At 69.8% G+C, this 17801-nt stretch carries 16 protein-coding genes; 4 read left to right on the top strand and 12 right to left on the bottom strand.

Features of this window, described 5'->3' with window-relative positions:
- Positions 1-159: 159 nt before the first annotated feature.
- Entirely contained in the window at positions 160-777 is a 618-nt protein-coding gene (locus ACLQ24_RS01350) for a DedA family protein (protein ID WP_425888560.1), read from the bottom strand.
- Positions 778-1283: 506 nt separating this feature from the next.
- On the opposite strand from ACLQ24_RS01350, the gene ACLQ24_RS01345 reads away from it, so the two are divergent.
- Positions 1284-2294 carry an aminoacyl--tRNA ligase-related protein gene (locus tag ACLQ24_RS01345; protein ID WP_425888559.1) on the top strand — a complete coding sequence of 337 codons (1011 nt, stop codon included), beginning with the start codon at positions 1284-1286 and terminating at the stop codon, positions 2292-2294.
- A gap of 39 nt (positions 2295-2333) precedes the next feature.
- Here the strand turns inward: ACLQ24_RS01345 and ACLQ24_RS01340 are convergent, their stop codons facing one another.
- The 5 genes from ACLQ24_RS01340 to ACLQ24_RS01320 all read right to left on the bottom strand — a co-directional run bounded on the left by ACLQ24_RS01340 (position 2334) and on the right by ACLQ24_RS01320 (position 10202).
- Positions 2334-4268 carry an ABC transporter ATP-binding protein gene (locus tag ACLQ24_RS01340; RefSeq protein ID WP_425888656.1) on the bottom strand — a complete coding sequence of 645 codons (1935 nt, stop codon included), beginning with the start codon at positions 4266-4268 and terminating at the stop codon, positions 2334-2336.
- 194 nt (positions 4269-4462) lie between these two features.
- Complete coding sequence (locus ACLQ24_RS01335) at positions 4463-6196, bottom strand: ABC transporter ATP-binding protein (RefSeq protein ID WP_425888558.1); 1734 nt, start codon at positions 6194-6196, stop codon at positions 4463-4465.
- A complete protein-coding gene (locus ACLQ24_RS01330; RefSeq protein ID WP_425888557.1) occupies positions 6190-6672 on the bottom strand; it encodes a MarR family winged helix-turn-helix transcriptional regulator in 483 nt (160 codons plus the stop codon). Before ACLQ24_RS01330 ends, ACLQ24_RS01335 begins: the two co-directional genes overlap by 7 nt.
- Positions 6673-6893: 221 nt before the next feature.
- Positions 6894-8333: a GuaB1 family IMP dehydrogenase-related protein gene (locus ACLQ24_RS01325; RefSeq protein WP_425888556.1), complete on the bottom strand. Its 1440-nt coding sequence runs from the start codon at positions 8331-8333 to the stop codon at positions 6894-6896.
- A gap of 117 nt (positions 8334-8450) precedes the next feature.
- Complete coding sequence (locus ACLQ24_RS01320; protein ID WP_425888555.1) at positions 8451-10202, bottom strand: acetyl/propionyl/methylcrotonyl-CoA carboxylase subunit alpha; 1752 nt, start codon at positions 10200-10202, stop codon at positions 8451-8453.
- A 140-nt stretch (positions 10203-10342) separates the two neighbouring features.
- Here ACLQ24_RS01320 and ACLQ24_RS01315 point away from each other — a divergent pair, with 140 nt between their 5' ends.
- The 3 genes from ACLQ24_RS01315 (at position 10343) to ACLQ24_RS01305 (ending at position 12800) form a co-directional block, all read left to right on the top strand.
- Positions 10343-10942: a PadR family transcriptional regulator gene (locus tag ACLQ24_RS01315; protein ID WP_425888655.1), complete on the top strand. Its 600-nt coding sequence runs from the start codon at positions 10343-10345 to the stop codon at positions 10940-10942.
- Positions 10943-11067: 125 nt separating this feature from the next.
- The gene (locus tag ACLQ24_RS01310) at positions 11068-12027 is read left to right on the top strand and encodes an ATP-binding cassette domain-containing protein (RefSeq protein WP_425888553.1); all 960 of its coding nucleotides are present in this window, start codon (positions 11068-11070) and stop codon (positions 12025-12027) included.
- Positions 12028-12044: 17 nt separating this feature from the next.
- Complete coding sequence (locus ACLQ24_RS01305; protein ID WP_425888552.1) at positions 12045-12800, top strand: ABC transporter permease; 756 nt, start codon at positions 12045-12047, stop codon at positions 12798-12800.
- Between the two features lie 62 nt (positions 12801-12862).
- Here the strand turns inward: ACLQ24_RS01305 and ACLQ24_RS01300 are convergent, their stop codons facing one another.
- The 6 genes from ACLQ24_RS01300 to ACLQ24_RS01275 all read right to left on the bottom strand — a co-directional run bounded on the left by ACLQ24_RS01300 (position 12863) and on the right by ACLQ24_RS01275 (position 17752).
- Positions 12863-13516 (bottom strand): O-methyltransferase, encoded by a 654-nt coding sequence (locus ACLQ24_RS01300; protein ID WP_425888551.1) that lies wholly within the window; start codon positions 13514-13516, stop codon positions 12863-12865.
- On the bottom strand, positions 13513-14235 hold the full coding sequence (locus tag ACLQ24_RS01295) for a Maf family protein (RefSeq protein ID WP_425888550.1): 723 nt from the start codon (positions 14233-14235) through the stop codon (positions 13513-13515). Before ACLQ24_RS01295 ends, ACLQ24_RS01300 begins: the two co-directional genes overlap by 4 nt.
- A 238-nt stretch (positions 14236-14473) precedes the next feature.
- Positions 14474-15556, bottom strand: a complete 1083-nt coding sequence (gene mycP / locus ACLQ24_RS01290) for a type VII secretion-associated serine protease mycosin (RefSeq protein ID WP_425888549.1) — start codon at positions 15554-15556, stop codon at positions 14474-14476.
- 80 nt (positions 15557-15636) lie between these two features.
- Positions 15637-17010 (bottom strand): hypothetical protein, encoded by a 1374-nt coding sequence (locus ACLQ24_RS01285; protein ID WP_425888548.1) that lies wholly within the window; start codon positions 17008-17010, stop codon positions 15637-15639.
- A complete protein-coding gene (locus ACLQ24_RS01280) occupies positions 17007-17465 on the bottom strand; it encodes a hypothetical protein (RefSeq protein ID WP_425888547.1) in 459 nt (152 codons plus the stop codon). The genes ACLQ24_RS01285 and ACLQ24_RS01280 overlap by 4 nt, the downstream gene beginning before the upstream one ends.
- 92 nt (positions 17466-17557) lie before the next feature.
- The gene (locus ACLQ24_RS01275; protein ID WP_425888546.1) at positions 17558-17752 is read right to left on the bottom strand and encodes an acyl-CoA carboxylase subunit epsilon; all 195 of its coding nucleotides are present in this window, start codon (positions 17750-17752) and stop codon (positions 17558-17560) included.
- Positions 17753-17801 lie beyond the last annotated feature (49 nt).

Below are 17801 nucleotides of genomic sequence, written 5' to 3'. Positions count from 1 at the left end.
ATACCGCCACACCGGCGGCGCGGCGTTCTGGCGGTCGTACGGGTCGACGAACCGTGACTCGAGCAGCTGCGCCAACCCGCCGGCGTCCAGTTCGTCGAAGGACGCGATGCCGCCCAGGTAGGTCGTCGGATCGACGCCGACCAGCTGGTCCAACGACACTCAGTCGACTGGGATGTCGACGGCGGCGGCGCGGGCCTGACGGGCGCTGAACACTGTCATCGCCCATCCCGCCGCGGCGAAGCCGGCCGCCGCGGCGACGGCGATGATGGCCAGCCGCCAGGCCGACTCGGTGAGCGCGGTGCCGCCCAGGTGCCCGATCAGCGCGCCGTAGGTGGCCCAGCCCAGCGCGGCGATCGTCTCGTAGAGCGCGAACAGTCGGTACGGGTAGCGGCTGCGGCCGGCCGAGAAGCAGGCTGCCATCCGTCCACCGGGCACGAACCGGCAGAGCAGGATGACCAGCGGGCCGGGTTGTCGGAGTCCCTGGGTCACCCGGCTGGCGACGCGGCGGGCGCGGCTGGGCTCGGCGTGCCGGGGTGCCCGCCGGTCGGGGGCGACGCGGCCGAGCAGGTAGCAGGCGAGGTCACCGGCGAACACGCCGAGCGCGCCGACGGCGATGGTGACCGGCAGGCTGAGGCCGCCGTACACGGTCAGCGCACCACTGGTGATCATGACGATCTGGGTGGGGATGACGGGTACGAAGGCGTCGACGATGAGGAGCCCGAGCAGCACCAGGTACGCCCACGTCGGCGATGCGACGTCAGTCAGTAGTTCAGGCACGCCTGCCACCTCGCCGGATGCGGCCGATTGGGTGTCTTGAGCCTGACGGCGTGGCCGGCGTCACCGTGGACAGCCCCGTGGCGTCGTGACCGTCGACACCACAGGGCCACCCCGTTCCAACGAGGCAGGCACCCGCTGGTGACGGGCCCAACCCGGCCCGAGGCGGTCGCCGGATCGGCGTCCGTCGGCGTACCGTGGTCGGCGCGGCCCAGCACGTCGGGTCCCCCGTTCCTGACGACGCGGGCCGCCCAGGGCCGCCGGCGGGTCCCGCGCCGGCGGCCCGCCTTCCTGCCCACCGCCGCAAATCCGGGTGCGTCCACGACCGCCCGACGGGTAGCGTCGCCGCATGCGCAGCGCGGTAGTGATGACGACGACGCCGGGTGTCCCCGGCGTGCCGCTCTGACGTAACCACCGTCGACCAGGCCCCGGGGCGATCCGCCCCCGAGGGCCGTTCGGCGTTCGGTGTCCAGGTCGCCTCCGGGTCGTACCCGATCCAGGAGCCCGACATGATCGACCACCGTAGGCTCGGCCGCGAGCTGGACCTCTTCGTCTCCGATCCGTTGGCCGGCGCCGGCCTGCCCATCTGGCTGCCGGCCGGCGCCGCCGCCCGGCACGCCGTCGAGGAGTACGTCCGGGAGTTGCCGCTGCGGATCGCGGAGTTGGGCGGGATGTACCGCTCGGAGCGCTCGGGGGTGCTCGGCGGACTGTCCCGGGTACGCGCCATCTCCCTCAACGACGCGCATACCTTCTGCGCCCCCGAGCAGGTCGGCACGGAGGTCGCCGAGATCCTCGGGCTGATCCGCGCCGCGCACGCCGCGCTGGGCGTACGACCGGCGGGGTTCCGGCTGTCGCTGCGTGGGTCGGGCGACAAATACGTCGGCGACGACGCGCAGTGGACCCGCGCCGAGGATCTGCTCCGCGGCGCGCTGGCCGGGGTGGAGTACGCCGAGGCCCCGGGAGAGGCCGCCTTCTACGGCCCGAAGATCGACATTCAGATCGTGGACGCGGCTGGCCGTGAGTCGACCATCTCCACCATTCAGGTGGACTTCGACAAGCCGGAGCGGTTCGACCTGTCGTACACCGACTCGGACGGCAGCCGGCGTCGGCCGGTGATGCTGCACCGCAGCCTGGTCGGCAGCATGGAACGGCTGTTCGCGTACCTCATCGAGGCGCACGAGGGGGCGTTCCCGGCCTGGTACGCGCCCGTGCAGTTGGTGGTGCTGCCGGTGAGCGACGGCCAGGTCGACGCGGCTGCCGACCTGGCCCGGCGGGCCGTGGACGCCGGCCTGCGGGCCGAGGTCGACGCCGCCGGTTCGCTGGGTGCCCGGGTACGGGACGCGGCCCGACGCCGCATCCCGTACCTCGGGGTGCTCGGTGCCTCCGAGGCCGCCGACGGCGCGCTCGCCCTGCGACTGCGCGACGGTCGTGCCCTGGCCCCGATGCCCGCCGACGCCGCGCTCGCCCTGATCGGCGGGCAGGTCGCGGCCCGCGCGGCCGACCTGCTCCCGCCGGGCTGACCCGCCCGCCGATCCGGTTGCGTGCACGACCTGCCGGCCTCAGACCGACGCGGGCTGCGCGGCGGGGGCGGCCGGCTCCTCGTCCACCGCGGCGCCGGTGAACTGCGAGCGGTAGAGCCGGTGGTACGCGCCCTCGGCGGCGAGCAACTGCTCGTGGGTGCCCTGTTCGACGATGCGGCCCTCCTCCATCATCAGGATCAGGTCGGCGTCGCGGATGGTGGAGAGCCGGTGTGCGATGACGAAGCTCGTCCGGTCCGAGCGCAGCGCCGCCATCGCCCGCTGGAGCAGCACCTCGGTACGGGTGTCCACCGAGCTGGTGGCCTCGTCGAGGATGAGCAGGGACGGCTCCGCGAGGAACGCCCGGGCGATGGTGATGAGCTGCTTCTCGCCGGCGCTGACGTTGCTGCCCTCCTCGTCGATGACCGTGTCGTAGCCGTCGGGCAGGCTGCGCACGAACCGGTCCACGAAGGTGGCCCGGGCCGCGTCGACGATCTCCTCCTCGGTGGCGTCGGGGCGGCCGTAGGCGATGTTGTCGCGGATGGTGCCGCCGAACAGCCAGGTGTCCTGGAGCACCATGCCGATCCGTCCCCGCAGTTCGTCGCGGCGCATCGTGGTGATGTCCACACCGTCGAGCGTGATCCGGCCGGCGTCCAACTCGTAGAACCGCATGACCAGGTTGACCAGGGTGGTCTTGCCGGCGCCGGTCGGGCCGACGATCGCCACCGTGTGCCCCGGCTCGGCGACCAGTGACAGGTCGTCGATCAGGGGCTTGTCCGGCGCGTACCGGAAGGAGACGTGCTCGAACTCGACCCGGCCGTGCGGGTCGGCGACCCGGGCCGGCTGGGCCGGGTCGGGGCTCTGCTCGTCGGCGTCGAGCACCGCGAAGACCCGCTCGGCCGATGCCACCCCGGACTGGAGCAGGTTCGCCATCGACGCGAGCTGGGTGAGCGGCTGGGTGAACTGGCGGGAGTACTGGATGAACGCCTGCACGTCACCGAGGCTCATCGTCCCGGAGGCCACCCGCAGCCCGCCGACCACGGCGATGGCCACGTAGCTCAGGTTCCCGATGAACATCATCGATGGCATGATGATCCCGGAGATGAACTGCGCGCCGAAGCTGGCCCGGAACAGCTCCTCGTTCTTCGCGTGGAACGCGGCCTCCACCTCGCGCTGCCGGCCGAAGACCTTCACCAGCTCGTGCCCGGTGTACGCCTCCTCGATCTGGCCGTTCAACTCGCCGGTGTGCGTCCACTGGGCGATGAACTGCTTCTGGGATCGCTTGGCGATGCGCTGGGTGACCAGCACCGACAGCGGCACCGCGACGAGCGCCACCAGGGCCAGCAGCGGCGAGATCCAGAACATCACGGCCAGGACGCCGATCACGGTCAGCAGCGAGGTGAGTAGCTGACTGAGGGTCTGCTGGAGGCTGGTCGAGATGTTGTCGATGTCGTTGGTGACCCGGCTGAGCAGCTCACCGCGGGGCTGCCGGTCGAAGTAGGGCAGCGGCAGTCGGTTGAGCTTCTCCTCCACCTCGGCGCGCAGCCGCAGCACCGTGCGCTGGACCACCCCGTTGAGCAGCCAGCCCTGCCACCACGACAGCACGCTCGCCGCCAGGTAGAGCCCGAGCGCCAACAGCAGCACCCGGCCCAGCGCGTCGAAGTCGATGCCCACGCCGGGCACCACGTCCATCCGGGCCAGCATGTCGGCGAAGCTGTCGTTGCCGCTGGCCCGGGCCGCCGCGACGGCCTGGTCGGGGGTGGTTCCGGCGGGTAGTTGCCGGCCGATCACCCCGCTGAAGATCAGGTCGGTGGCGTGGCCGAGGATCTTCGGGCCGGCCACGCTGAAGCCGACGCTCACCAGCGCGAGCGTGATGATCGCGGTCAGGTGCAGCCGGTGTGGGCGCAGCCGGCCGAGCAGCCGGCGGGCCGACGGCCCGAAGTTCATCGACTTCTCGGCGGGCATCCCCGCGCTCATCCAGGGCGGCCCGCCGCCCGGCCGGCCCGCCGGCAGCCGCTTCGGCGTCCGTGTGTCGCCGCCGGGCTGTGGCGTCCCGTCGGTCGGCGTCGGTGTGTCGCCGCCGGGCTGTGGCGTCCCGTCGGTCGGCGTCGGTGTGTCGCCGGCCGGCTTCTGACTGGGTACGGCCGGGGTCCGTGGTTCGTCGCGCTCGCTCATGCCGCCACCTCCGCCGTCTGCTGGGAGGCCACGATCTCGGCGTACGTCGGGCAGGTCTCCAACAACTGGTCATGTCGTCCCACTCCGACGACCCCTCCGTTCTCGAGCACGATGATCTGGTCGGCGTCGACGATCGTGGACACCCGCTGCGCCACGATCACCACTGCCGCCTGCGCGGTGACCGGCCGCAGCGCCGCCCGCAGCCGTGCGTCGGTGCCGAGGTCGAGCGCGGAGAACGAGTCGTCGAACAGGTAGATCTCCGGCTGCCGGACCAGTGCCCGGGCGATGGCCAGGCGTTGCCGCTGTCCGCCGGAGACGGTGCTGCCGCCCTGGGCGATCGGCGCGTCCAGCCCGCCGGGCATCTGGGCGACGAAGTCGCGCGCCTGGGCGATCTCCAACGCCGCCCACAGTTCCTCGTCCGTGGCGTCCGGGTTGCCGTAGCGCAGGTTGCTGGCGACCGTGCCGGTGAACAGGTACGGCCGCTGCGGCACCAACCCGATGCGTCGCCACAGCTCGTCGGGTTCCAACTCGCGTACGTCCACCCCGTCGACCAGGACCGCGCCGTCGGTGACGTCGACCAGGCGGGGAATGAGCGACAGCAGTGTCGTCTTGCCGGCACCGGTGCTGCCGATGATCGCCGTCGTGGTGCCGGCGGTGGCCCGGAAGGAGATGTCGCGCAGCACCGGTTCGACCGCGCCCGGGTACTGGAAGCGCACCCGGCGCAGCTCCAGCTCGGCCCGGCTGGGCAGTTCGGTGACCGGCGCGGCGGCGGGGACCACCGAGGAGTCGGTGTCCAGCACCTCGACGATCCGCTCGGCGCAGACCGCCGCGCGGGGGACCATCATCAGCATGAAGGTGGCCATCATCACGGCCATCAGGATCTGCATCAGGTACGCCAGGAAGGCGGTGAGCGCACCGATCTGGATCGCGCCGGAGTCGACCCGCTGCGCGCCGAACCAGAGCACCGCCACGCTGGACACGTTCAGCACCAGCATGACCACCGGGAAGATCAACGCCAACAACCGTCCGGTACGCAGGGCGGTGGCGGTCAGATCGGCGTTGGCGACACCGAAGCGGTCCGTTTCGTACGGCTCGCGGACGAAGGCGCGGACCACCCGGATGCCGGTGATCTGCTCACGCAGGACCCGGTTGACCGTGTCGATCCGGGTCTGCATCAGCCGGAAGCCCGGCACCATCCGCCGGATGATCGCGCTCAGCGCGACGGCCAGCACCGGCACGCTGACCAGCATCAGCCAGGAGAGCCCGATGTCTTCGCGCAGCGCCATGAACACCCCACCGATGCTCATGATCGGCGCGGCGACCAGCATGGTGCAGCTCATCAGCACGAGCATCTGCACCTGTTGGACGTCGTTGGTGTTGCGGGTGATCAGCGACGGTGCGCCGAACCGGGCCACCTCACGGGCGGAGAAGCGGTTGACGTGCGAGAACAGCCGGGCGCGGACGTCCCGGCCGAAGCCCATCGCGACCCGCGCGCCGAGGTAGACGGCCGCGATCGAGCAGACGATCTGGATCAGGCTGACCAGCAGCATCCAGCCGCCGGTGTGCACGATGTAGCCGGTGTCGCCCCGGGCCACGCCCTTGTCGATGATGTCCGCGTTGAGGCTGGGCAGGTAGAGCGAGGCCATGGTGCCCACGAACTGGAGCAGCACCACCGCCAGCAGTGGTCTCTGGTACGGGCGCAGTTGACCGCGCAACAGTTGGATCAGCACGACGGTTCCTCCGCGTCGGTGGGTCGTCCGGTCATCTGCGGGTCGTGGCCGCTGCCGATGACTTCGAGTAGGAACTCCCGGATTACCTGGGCCTTCGCCGGGTCGGCATCGACCGAGGTGAGCGGGCGTCCGGTGTGCATGAGAGCGCCGAGGGCGGCCACCCGCTCTCGGCCGGCGGGGGTGATGGCGAGTCGGATGCTGCGCCGGTCGCTGTCGTCGCGCTGCCGCTCGACCAGACCGTCGCGTTCGAGGGTGTCGACGATGCCGGTCAGGGTGGCGGGGCGGACGAAGCCCTTCTCGGCGACCTGGCGGTGGGGCAGCTCGCCGTGCCGGGCGAGCGTCATCAGCGTGATCATGCCGGCCTGGGTGAGGCCGTGCTCCTCGGCGAGGTAGCGGTTCCACCGCTGCCCGACGAGGTGCCCGGCCACGACCAGTAGCCGGCCGAGCGGCACATCCTGGAGGGTGACGAGTTCCACGGAAGCACATTAGCTCCCTGATAGTCAGGAGCCAAACGAAATGGCCGCAGCCGTGGCGACGAACACGAGTTGCAGGACTGTGCGCTGCCCGAGCGGGGTGCGCCGCCTGGCTCCGTAGCCTCTCCCAGCGTCGATCATGGAATTGAGGTGGGCGGTTCACCCGTCGCTGCCCGTTCTGTGAGGCACCACAATTCCATGATCGACCCGATGGGGGTGGGGGGTTACCAGCTGGTGGGGAGGGGCATTCCTTCGGTGTAACCGGCGGCGCTTTGTACGCCTACGAGGGCCCGCTCGTGGAACTGCGTCAGGTTACGGGCACCGGCGTAGGTGAAGGCGCTGCGCACCCCGGCGATGATCTCGTCGATCAGGTCCTCGACGCCGGGCCGGTTCGGGTCCAGGTACATCCGGGCCGAGGAGATGCCCTCCTCGAACACCGCCTTGCGGGCCCGGTCGTACGGGCTGTCGTCGGCCGTACGCGCGCTGACCGCCCGCGCCGAGGCCATGCCGAAGCTCTCCTTGTACCGCCGCCCGTCCGGCTCCATGTAGAGGTCACCGGGGGACTCGTAGGTGCCGGCGAACCAGGAGCCGATCATCACGTTCGACGCGCCGGCCGCCAGCGCGAGCGCCACGTCGCGGGGGTGCCGCACCCCGCCGTCGGCCCAGACGTGCCGGCCCAGCTCCCGCGCCGCCGTCGAGCAGTCGAGGACGGCGGAGAACTGCGGCCGGCCCACGCCGGTCATCATCCGGGTGGTGCACATCGCGCCCGGACCGACACCGACCTTGATGATGTCCGCGCCGGCCTCGACCAGGTCGCGTACCCCCTCGGCGGTGACCACGTTGCCGGCCGCTACCGGTACGCCCGGGTCCAGCTTGCGGACCGCCCGCAACGCCGAGATCATCCGCTCCTGGTGGCCGTGCGCGGTGTCCACGACCAGCGTGTCCACCCCGGCCTCGAGCAGCGCGGCGGCCTTGCCGGTGACGTCCCCGTTGATCCCGACCGCCGCCGCGATGCGCAGCCGACCCCGATCGTCCACGGCCGGCGTGTAGAGGGTGGCGCGCAGCGCGCCCTGCCGGGTCAGCACCCCGATTAGCCGGCCGTCGGCGTCCACCACCGGGGCGAGTCGACGGCGGCCGGCGGAGAGCCTGTCGAAGCCGGTACGCGGGTCCGCGTCCGCCGGGACGGTGTGCAGCTCGGTCGACATCACGTGCCGCAGTTGGGCGAACCTGTCGACGCCCATGGTGTCCGCCTCGGTGACCACGCCCATCGGTCGTCCGGCCTCGTCGACCACGATCACCGCGCCGTGCGACCGCTTCGGCAGCAGGTGGATCGCGTCGCCGACGGTCTCGGTCGGGCCCAGGGTGATGGGCGTGTCGTAGACCAGGTGCCGCTGCTTGACCCAGGCGACGACGTTCGCCACGACCTCGATCGGGATGTCCTGCGGGATCACCGTGATCGCGCCCCGCCGGGCCACCGTCTCGGCCATCCGCCGTCCGGCGACCGCCGTCATGTTCGACACCACCAGCGGGATGGTGGTGCCCGTGCCGTCGCCGGTGGACAGGTCCACGTCGAGGCGGGAGCCGAGGTCGGAGCGGGCCGGCGCCATGAAGACGTCGGTATAGGTCAGGTCGTGCGCGGGGGCCGCGCCGGAAAGGAACCGCACCCGGCCATCATTCCTGCCCACGGCCGCCCCCGCCCGTCTCGGTGCGGCAAACCACCCTCACCGAGGCCGCCTACGCGGACAAACTGCCAGCAAGCACGCGTACGGGGGTGCTGCGGCTCAGGAGATCGTGCAGATGGGCGCGCCCGCGGTGATCACGGCACCGACCTCGGCGGCGAGTCCGCTGACCGTACCCGCCTTGTGGGCGTGCAGCGGCTGCTCCATCTTCATCGCCTCGAGCACCACCACCAGGTCGCCCTCGGCCACGGTGTCGCCGTCGGCGACCGCGATCTTGACGATGGTGCCCTGCATCGGGGAGGTGAGCGCGTCGCCGCCGACCGGTGCGCCCGCCTTGGCGCCGCCCCCGCGCCGGGTCGGCTTGCGGGAGGCGGGTGAGGCGGCGGTCGTACTCCCGCCGAAGCCGGCGGGGAGGCTGACCTCGATGCGCTTGCCGCCGACCTCGACCACGACGGTGTCGCGTTCGGCCGGCGCCTCGGCGGTGCCGGCGGCGGCGGCGAACGGCGGCACGGTGTTGTGGAACTCGGTCTCGATCCACCGGGTGTGCACGGTGAACGGCTCGGCGGTGAACGCCTCGTCCCGCACGACGAGCCGGTGGAACGGCAGCGCGGTCGCCATGCCGTCGACGACCATCTCGTCGAGGGCGCGGCGGGCGCGTTCCAGCGCCTCGGTCCGCGTCTCACCGACGATGATCACCTTGGCCAGCAGCGAGTCGAAGTTGCCGCCGATCACGTCACCGGCCGAGATGCCGGTGTCCACCCGGACGCCGGGCCCGGTGGGCAGGTGCAGCGTGGTGACGGTGCCCGGCGCGGGGAGGAAGTTGCGGCCCGGGTCCTCGCCGTTGATCCGGAATTCGATGGCGTGCCCGCGCGGCGTCGGGTCCTCAGTGATCCGCAGCTTCTCGCCGTCGGCGATCCGGAACTGCTCGCGGACCAGGTCGATGCCGGCGGTCTCCTCGGTGACCGGGTGCTCGACCTGGAGTCGCGTGTTGACCTCCAGGAAGGAGATCGTGCCGTCCTTGCCGACCAGGTACTCCACGGTGCCGGCGCCGTGGTAGCCGGCCTCGCGGCAGATCGCCTTGGCGCTGTCGTGCAGCTGTGCGCGTTGCGCGTCGGTGAGAAATGGCGCGGGGGCCTCCTCCACGAGCTTCTGGTGCCGGCGCTGCAACGAGCAGTCCCGGGTGCCCACCACGATCACGTTGCCGTGCTGGTCGGCGAGGACCTGCGCCTCGACGTGCCGGGGCTGGTCCAGGTAGCGCTCGACGAAGCACTCGCCCCGACCGAACGCCGCGACTGCCTCGCGGGTGGCCGACTCGAAGAGCTGGGGGATCTCCTCCATGGTGCGGGCGACCTTGAGGCCGCGACCGCCGCCACCGAAGGCGGCCTTGATGGCGACCGGCAGGCCGTGGTCGACGGCGAACGCCATCACCTCGTCCGGGCTGCCCACCGGGTCCGGGGTGCCGGGGACCAGCGGCGCGCCGGCGCGCTGGGCGATGTGCCGGGCGGTCACCTTGTCGCCCAGGTCGCGGATCGCCTGCGGGGTGGGGCCGATCCAGGTCAGCCCGGCGTCGATGACGGCCTGGGCGAAGTCGGCGTTCTCGCTGAGGAAGCCGTAGCCCGGGTGCACCGCGTCGGCGTCGGCCCGGGCGGCGATGTCGAGCAGCTTGTCGATGCGCAGGTACGTCTCGGTCGCGCTGTCTCCGCCGAGCGCGTACGCCTCGTCGGCGAGCGTGGCGTGCAGGGCGTCGCGGTCGGAGTCCGCGTACACGGCGACGCTGCCCAGGCCGGCGTCACGACAGGCGCGGATGACCCGGACGGCGATCTCGCCGCGGTTGGCGATGAGTACCTTGCGCACCTTCGTGGCTCCTCCCGGCAGGTTACTGACGGGGAGTGTATCGGCCACCCCAGGCGGCCCCTAACGATCGCTCAGTGTGGGATGGGGCACTGAGCTTAGTCAAACTTGGCTATTACGCTTGTCTGGTGTCTGCGACTCGGATGATGATCCTCGGGCTGGTGCGGTGGATGCAGCCCGTGCACGGCTACGACGTGCGCCGCGAGCTGCTGAGCTGGGGCGCCGACAAGTGGGCGAACGTGCAGCCCGGTTCGATCTACCACGCGCTGCGCAAACTCACCGAGGAAGGGCTGCTGCGGGCCGTCGCCACCGAGCAGGTCGGCGCCCGTCCGGCGCGCACCACCTACGAGGTGACGCCGGTGGGGGAGGACGAGTTCCAGACGCTCCTGCGCGGCTTCTGGTGGGGCCTGTCGGAGCCGCTCGATCCGTTCTCGGCGGCGTTCGGCTTCCTGCCGGCGCTGCCCCGCTCCGAGGCGGCGGCGGCCCTACGGAACCGGGCCAACCTGCTGCGCGCCAGTGTCGCCTCGATGCGGGCCTCGCTCGAGTCCGACTGGATCCGCAAGAGCAAGCCGGTGCACGTCGCGTGGCTGTTCGAGCTCTGGTCCGAGCGGGCGGAGGCGGAGCTGCGCTGGTGCGAGCGGATCGCGGAACGGATCGAGTCCGGCGTGTCGTACCTACCTGCTGAGCTGGAGAACGCCGCCGGATGGTCGAGTTTCCGGGACGGCGATTCGCCATCGGAATAATCAACGTTGACTAAAGAAGCTATATCGCGTTAGCCTGCTGTCGGCACAGCGGGGGAGTGCGCCGTCCGGCGTCGTCCCACTCGACGGCCGGCGCGGCCGGCCCGACCCACCGACCAGGAGCAGAAATGATCGAGACCAGGGGGCTGCGGAAGTCGTTCCGCTCCCGCGCGGGTCGAGAGACGAAGACGGTGGACGCCGTGCGCGGCGTCAACCTTCAGGTCGCCGAGGGCGAGATCTTCGGCTTCCTCGGCCCCAACGGCGCCGGCAAGACCACCACGCTGCGGATGCTCGCCACGCTGATCGAGCCCGACGGTGGCGAGGCCACCATCGCCGGCGCCGACCTGCGCAAGGACCCGGCGGAGGTCCGCCGCCGGATCGGGTACGTGCCGCAGGGCGGCAGCACCTGGGACGAGTCGACCGCCCGCGAGGAGCTGGTCCTGCACGCGCGGATGTACGGCATCGGCAAGGCCGACGCGCAGCAGCGCGCCGTCCGCGCGCTGGATGCCTTCCAGCTCACCGAGTACGCCGACCGCAAGTGCAAGACCTACTCCGGCGGCCAGCGTCGGCGGGTCGAGATCGCGCTCGGCATCATCCACGAGCCGAAGATCGTCTTCCTGGACGAGCCGACCACCGGCCTCGACCCGCAGAGCCGCGCCCACATGTGGGACGAGATCCGGCGGCTGCGCAACGACGGGATGACCGTCTTCATCACCACGCACTACCTGGACGAGGCCGACGCCCTCTGCGACCGCATCGCGATCATGGACAACGGCGAGGTCGTCGCCGAGGGCACGCCGGCCGAACTCAAGCGGGAGATCTCCGGGGACGTGGTGCTCGTCGGCCTCGACCTGGCCGCCACCCCGCAGGCCACGAAGGCGCTCGACGGCGAGCCGTACGTCAACAAGCTGGAGACCGCCGACGAGGGCGGCCTGCGCCTCTACGTCGACGAGGGTGCCACCGCCATTCCCCAGGTGCTGCGCCGACTCGACCACGCCGGTCTGGAGCTGCGCTCGATCGAGTTGCACCGGCCCAGCCTGGACGACGTCTTCCTGACCAAGACCGGCCGCTCGCTGCGCGAGTCCTGACCCCGGAGAGACGACTCATGAAATTCGCCCGCGACACGTGGCTGATCTTCCAGCGGCAGATCCAGCTCCTGCTGCGCAACCCGGTCTGGGTCTTCGTCGGCGTGTTCCAGCCGGTGATGTACCTGCTGCTCTTCGCCCCACTGCTCAAGCCGGCCCTGAACGCGCCCACCCAGGCCGCCGCCTACAAGATCTTCGTACCCGGCCTGCTGGTGCTGCTGGCCATCTTCGGCGGCCTGTTCCAGGGCTTCGGCCTGATCGCCGAACTGCGCGCCGGCGTCATCGAACGCTCCCGGGTCACCCCGATCAGCCGGCTCGCCCTGCTGCTCGGCCGCTCGCTGCGCGACGTGGTCTCGCTCATCGTGCAGGCCGTCATCATCACCCTGCTGGCGCTCCTGTTCGACCTGCGGGTGTACATCGGTGACCTGCTGCTGGCGTACCTGATGCTCGCCCTCATCGCGCTCATGACCTCGGCCGTCTCCTACGGCGTCGCACTCAAGGTCAAGAGCGAGGACGCGCTCGCCCCACTGATGAATACCGTGGCGCAGCCGGTGCTGCTGCTCTCCGGCATCCTGCTGCCGCTGACCTTCGCACCCGGCTGGTTGCAGGGCATCGCCGAGTGGAACCCGTTCTCCTGGGCGGTCGACGGCACCCGGGCGCTGTTCGCCGGCGACCTGGGCAGCGACAAGGTGTGGCAGGGCCTGACCATCACCGCGGTCCTCGCCGCGCTGGGCGTCTTCTGGGCCGCCCGCCAGTTCGCCCGCAGCGTCCGCTGACGTAGTCGACCATCGGGGTGCCCTGTCCCGGGGCACCCCGATCGTCGTCTGTACGGCGGCAGTCAGCGCACCCGGGCGAGGGTGAGGCCGTCGGCGATGGGCAGCATCACCGGGTCGACCCGTACATCGGCCAGCACCTCGTCGTTGAAGGCGGCGATGGCCCGGTCGTTGACGTCCCGCGGGGCGATCACCCGCCCGCCGCGCAAAACGTTGTCGACGGCGATCACCCCGCCCGGCCGCATCCGCGGCACAAGCTCGGCCCAGTAGACCGGGTACCCGGTCTTGTCGGCGTCGATGAACGCGAAGTCCAGGTGGCGCTCCTGCGGCAATTCCCGCAGCGTGTCGCCGGCCGGGCCGATGCGCAGGTCGATACGGTCCTGCACACCGGCGCGGGACCAGTAACGCCGGGCGATCCCGGTGTACTCCTCGGAGATGTCGAAGCAGGTGAGCCGCCCACCGTCAGGCAACCCTCGGGCGATAGCCAGCGCCGACAGGCCGGTGAACGTGCCGACCTCGACGGCCTGCCGTACGTCGAGCAGCCGGGTCAGGAACGTCAGGAACGCGGCCTGCTCCGGCGCCACCTGCATGCTGGCGTGCTCCGGCAGCACCGACCGGGTCTCCTCGGCCAGATCACGGATGATCTCGTCCGGTGGTGCGCCGTGCGCGACCAGGTACGCGTGCAACTCGTCGGTGAGCGGGATCGACTTGGTGGTCATGAAAGGACGTTACCGAGCGGCTCGACCGATTGGCCGCCCGGCGCGACCTTTGTCCACAGGTCCGTGATCTGTAGACCCAGTTCCGCCAGAAGCCGACGCAGCAACGGCATCGACAACCCGACCACGGTCCCCGGATCACCCTCGATCCGCTCCACGAACGCCCCGCCCAACCCGTCGATGGTGAATGCGCCCGCCACCGCCAACGGTTCACCCGTGGCGACGTACGCGGCGATCTCGTCGTCGCTGATGTCCGCGAAGTGGACGATCGTCGACGCGACCGCCTCCGCCCGCCGCCCGCTGACCAGGTCGATCAGGCAATGCCCGCTGTGCAGGACTCCGCTGCGCCCCCGCATCCGCAACCAGCGCCGGGTAGCGTCCGCCGAATCCGCCGGTTTGCCAAGAATCTTCCCGTCGAACGCGAGCACCGAGTCGCAGCCGATGATCAGAGTCCGCTGACCGGTCCCTGCGTCCGTGCTGGTACCTGCGCTGGTGCCGTCTGGCCCGGTTGCCGTGGCGGTAGGGCTCAGCCGGCTCAGCACTGCCTCTGCCTTGAGCCGGGCCAACTCCAGACACAGATCTTCGGCCCGGTCGGTCACCACCAGGGACTCGTCCACCCCGCTGACCAGCACGTCCGGTTCGATGCCGGCGGCCTGGAGCAATTTTCGACGAGCAGGGCTGGCCGAGGCGAGCACGAGGCGGAGCGGCAGAGTGTCAGACACCAGCCCGACGTTACCGGCCCACCGCCCACCACACCGGTCCGCCACACGCCCACTCTTGATCCAGACCATCGCCGATATTGCGCCATCAACCCACGCCGACACCCCACATCGCCGATATGGAGCCGATCGACCCGCCCGCCGCCGTGATCTACGCGTCTTCGTGCAACAGCGGGGTATCCGGTGGCGTGGGATGCCCCGACTTCAAGGAACCCGAGTCGATCAGGGGACCTGGGCCCGACTACCGACTGATTCTGGGCGGAGGATCATCACCGCGCCGCCGCCGACGCGCCACGAGCGCCCACCCCACCCCGCCGGCGACGATCATTCCGAGGGTGGCAAGGCCGCGGGCGGTTGCGCCGTCATCCTCGTCCGGCCGAACATCGGCCGTCGTGGTCGGGCCACCCCCGGCGGGCGCGCTCACCGATTCAAACCCCAACGGGGGTACGTCTGCCGTCAGCGCCGCCACAAGATCGATCACGCCGTACCCGTACTCGTCGTCCCGGCCGGGCGGCCCCTTGTCAATGGCCGTGGCCGTGAGCCGATGGGCTACCTCCTGTGCCGGCAGGTAGGGATACTTCGACCTGATCAACGCCGCAGCCCCGGCCACAATCGCCGTGGCATCAGAGGTGCCAGTGCCCTTGCGGTACTTGCCGTTAATACTCGTGCTGTAAATGTCCACCGCCGGCGCGACGACGTCAACTTCGGGGCCAGTCACAGAGACGTCAGCATGGTTCCCATCTCGATCTATCCCTCCGACCGAGATGACTGCGTCCTCCGATGCTGGATAACCGATGGAAGTGTCTTCTGGCATGTTGCCGGCGGCTGCGACCAGAACGACATTTGCAGCAACTGCCGCTTCGATAGATCGCTGCAGAGGGATTCCGGCACCGCCGACCGAAGATATGCAGATCACGTCAGCCCCGTTGCGAACCGCATAATCAATGCCGGCTGCTAATGTGTCAGGTTCTCCTCGGCCATCGCTTGACGTATCGCGTATCGGCAGAATTTTGGCGTCTGGAGCTAGCCCCAATGCGCCGAGCGTGTCGCTTTGCCCGTGAGCGGCAATTAAACCGGCCATGCCGGTGCCGTGACTGTTCTGATCGTTCTGGCCGTTGCCGGTCCCTGAAATGAGATCGATCCCGTTTAACAAATTGTTGCGTAAATCGGGATGGGGCTGAACTCCTGTATCTGGAACTGCGACGATAACGCCCGCCCCCCGCGTAATCCGTTGAGCATCGAGAGCTTTAAGGTATTTGAGATGCCACTGGTCTCCACGGATCCGTTCAGCCCAGCTCGGCTCGAGACTCGCCTGACCGCTCATCCCGTGAATGAATGATCCCGTAGGGGCGATTAATGAAAGAACGGTGGCCAAGGCTGTAAAGGTTCGCCGGATGACGGAGTTCACCGATCAAGCCCGATGGCCGGACCTGGGTCAGATGGTCCAGGCTCATCTGGAGAGCGAACGATAGGGCTCACACCCTGTTCGGTCTCCCACGGATTGTCGGGATCCCAAGCATGCCCATCCTTGCCGTGTTCTTCTATGGCTAAATGACCTAGGGAAGGATGCGCGCCGGTATTGCCGCCGAAGCCAGGGGCGCCGCCGATGGGCGTAAGTCCCTGCCCTCCGGCTACACCACGACCGCTGCCCGGTCGGGAGCCGGCACCGCCGGTCGGCGTGGTGCCAGCGCCGCCACCGCCGATTACGCCGCCGATTGGATTGACCTTTCGCATTGAGTTGGCGCCAGAGGGAGGTGGATTGACTCCTGGGCTAGGTGCGCCGCCAATTAGGCCGTTGGTTGGCGTAGACCGCATTTGCGGAGGCATTGCAGGGTGTGAAACGTTGTTGGTGGCTCCTCTAGTGGGCCGGCCAATACCGTTCAGTTTCTCTTGCGATGGCAACTGTGGTTGAGCGAATGAGGTGAGTGGTATGTGAGTTGTCCCGGAACCCGCCGTCGGGATGCTCGGTGCAGATCCTTGCAATCCCGTAATCGTCGGGTTTGGCGGCGTAACAGCGCTAGCGCTGCCGAGCACTGGTCCGACGCCGGCCGGTGTCTGTATGGGATTCGACCTGTTTCCCGGATTTATTGAGGGCTGGCGAGCGGTCGCATCTTGGCCAAAGGGCACTGGAATGATCGGCGGAATCATTGGTCCGGTGCTGAAATCGTAGGCGTCTTTGCTTGAGGGGTCTCGCCTCAACCTGGGTGGTGGGGCTGGGGGTTTTTGGAGGGTGGCTTGGGCTTGTTGGAGCTCGCCACTGAGGTTGAACATCATGGCGCGTGCCTGCACGTTCAGCCGTTCCAGGTCGCCATCCGTCACCGGCGCATTGACGGCCCGATTGCCCATGATTGCCTTCGGGTCGGCGGCGGTCGCCTCGTACGCCTGCTTCTGTTTGAGCTTGACCGCGTACTCCTCGTGGAGCTTGCGAAGCTCGGCGCGGGTGGTGCCGATGGCCTGGGTGGCGGCGGACAGCGCGGTGTAGTTGGCGGCGGCGGCGTCGTGGGTGTGGCGCACCTTGGCGATCAGGTCGTCGAGTTGGGCGAGGTACGTGCCGGAGGCGGCACTGGTCTCGGGGGGCCACGCTTCGGCGAGCCCTCGGCGGTATTCCTGGAGTCGGCCGAGGTGGATCTGGGCCAGGTCGCAGACCTTGCGCCAGCCGGCGACCTGTTTCCAGTGGTTGGTGGTGTCGTGGTCCTGGAGGCAGGTCCACATGCTGTTGAGGTCCATCAGGTGCCAGTCGGTCTGGCCGGAGGTGCGGCCGCCACCACGCTCAATCACGGCAGGACCACCGGCCTCTCGCTGTCGGGGCCGGTGGGGTCGCTCAATGTCGGGGTCCGGCCGCTGGGCAGGACAGTCCCCGGGTCGGCGAGGGCCCGCTGGACGTCCACGGCTCGGGCGGCGGAGAAGGCGTCGCTGTCGGCGTACTGGGTGGCGACCCGGTCGGCGACGGCGGCCAGGTGACCGGTGGCACCGCGGACGGCGTACACCATGTCGGTCGTGGCCTGCTGGGTCTCGTGATGGGCGTGCAGGAAGGTGACCAGCTCGATGAACGCGTCGCAGGGGTTGGGCACCTTGGCGGACATGTCGTCGGCGATGTACGACAGGTGGGGCGCGTAGTTGCTCTCGACCTCGGCGGCGAGCCGGTCGGCGAACTCGCGGAGTTGACGGATGTCGGCCTCGATGCCGCCGTAGCTGTGCAGCCAGGGCGTCGGCTGGTCCTCTTCCGGGATCATCGGTCCTCCCTGCCTGTCACTGCACCATCTCCCTGAGTGAGGTTAACGGCTGCACTGCGATCCTGGCAGCCCCGCAAGGGAGCGAGCCGTGGTCAGCGAGGGAGACCGGAGGTGCGCCAGGTGTCGGGGCGCGCCGGCCGGCCGCTGCGCGTCCACGCGGACGCGGTGGCCGGTGCGGCCGCCGCGGTCGGACGGGACCGCACGATGACCGCCCCCACCAGGGCGGCCAGTTCGTCGGCGGTGGGCACGCCGCGCACGACCCGGAACAGCGGCTCTTCGGCAGACATGCCGCCAGGGTACGCGGCCAGAAGTCACGTCAGACGCACAGTGGCGTGC

The sequence above is a fragment of the Micromonospora sp. DT4 genome (assembly GCF_049841675.1).
Classification (GTDB): domain Bacteria; phylum Actinomycetota; class Actinomycetes; order Mycobacteriales; family Micromonosporaceae; genus Micromonospora.
Note: the sequence above shows the minus strand (reverse complement) of the source record. Positions and strands in the feature narration are given on the sequence as shown.

Coding starts and splice junctions, on each gene's coding strand:
- ACLQ24_RS01345 (WP_425888559.1), top strand. CDS start 1,284: ATGATCGACCACCGTAGGCTCGGCCGCGAGCTGGACCTCTTCGTCTCC.
- ACLQ24_RS01340 (WP_425888656.1), bottom strand. CDS start 4,268: ATGAGCGCGGGGATGCCCGCCGAGAAGTCGATGAACTTCGGGCCGTCG.
- ACLQ24_RS01315 (WP_425888655.1), top strand. CDS start 10,343: ATGATGATCCTCGGGCTGGTGCGGTGGATGCAGCCCGTGCACGGCTAC.
- ACLQ24_RS01310 (WP_425888553.1), top strand. CDS start 11,068: ATGATCGAGACCAGGGGGCTGCGGAAGTCGTTCCGCTCCCGCGCGGGT.
- ACLQ24_RS01305 (WP_425888552.1), top strand. CDS start 12,045: ATGAAATTCGCCCGCGACACGTGGCTGATCTTCCAGCGGCAGATCCAG.
- ACLQ24_RS01300 (WP_425888551.1), bottom strand. CDS start 13,516: ATGACCACCAAGTCGATCCCGCTCACCGACGAGTTGCACGCGTACCTG.
- mycP (WP_425888549.1), bottom strand. CDS start 15,556: ATGAGCGGTCAGGCGAGTCTCGAGCCGAGCTGGGCTGAACGGATCCGT.
- ACLQ24_RS01280 (WP_425888547.1), bottom strand. CDS start 17,465: ATGATCCCGGAAGAGGACCAGCCGACGCCCTGGCTGCACAGCTACGGC.
- ACLQ24_RS01275 (WP_425888546.1), bottom strand. CDS start 17,752: ATGTCTGCCGAAGAGCCGCTGTTCCGGGTCGTGCGCGGCGTGCCCACC.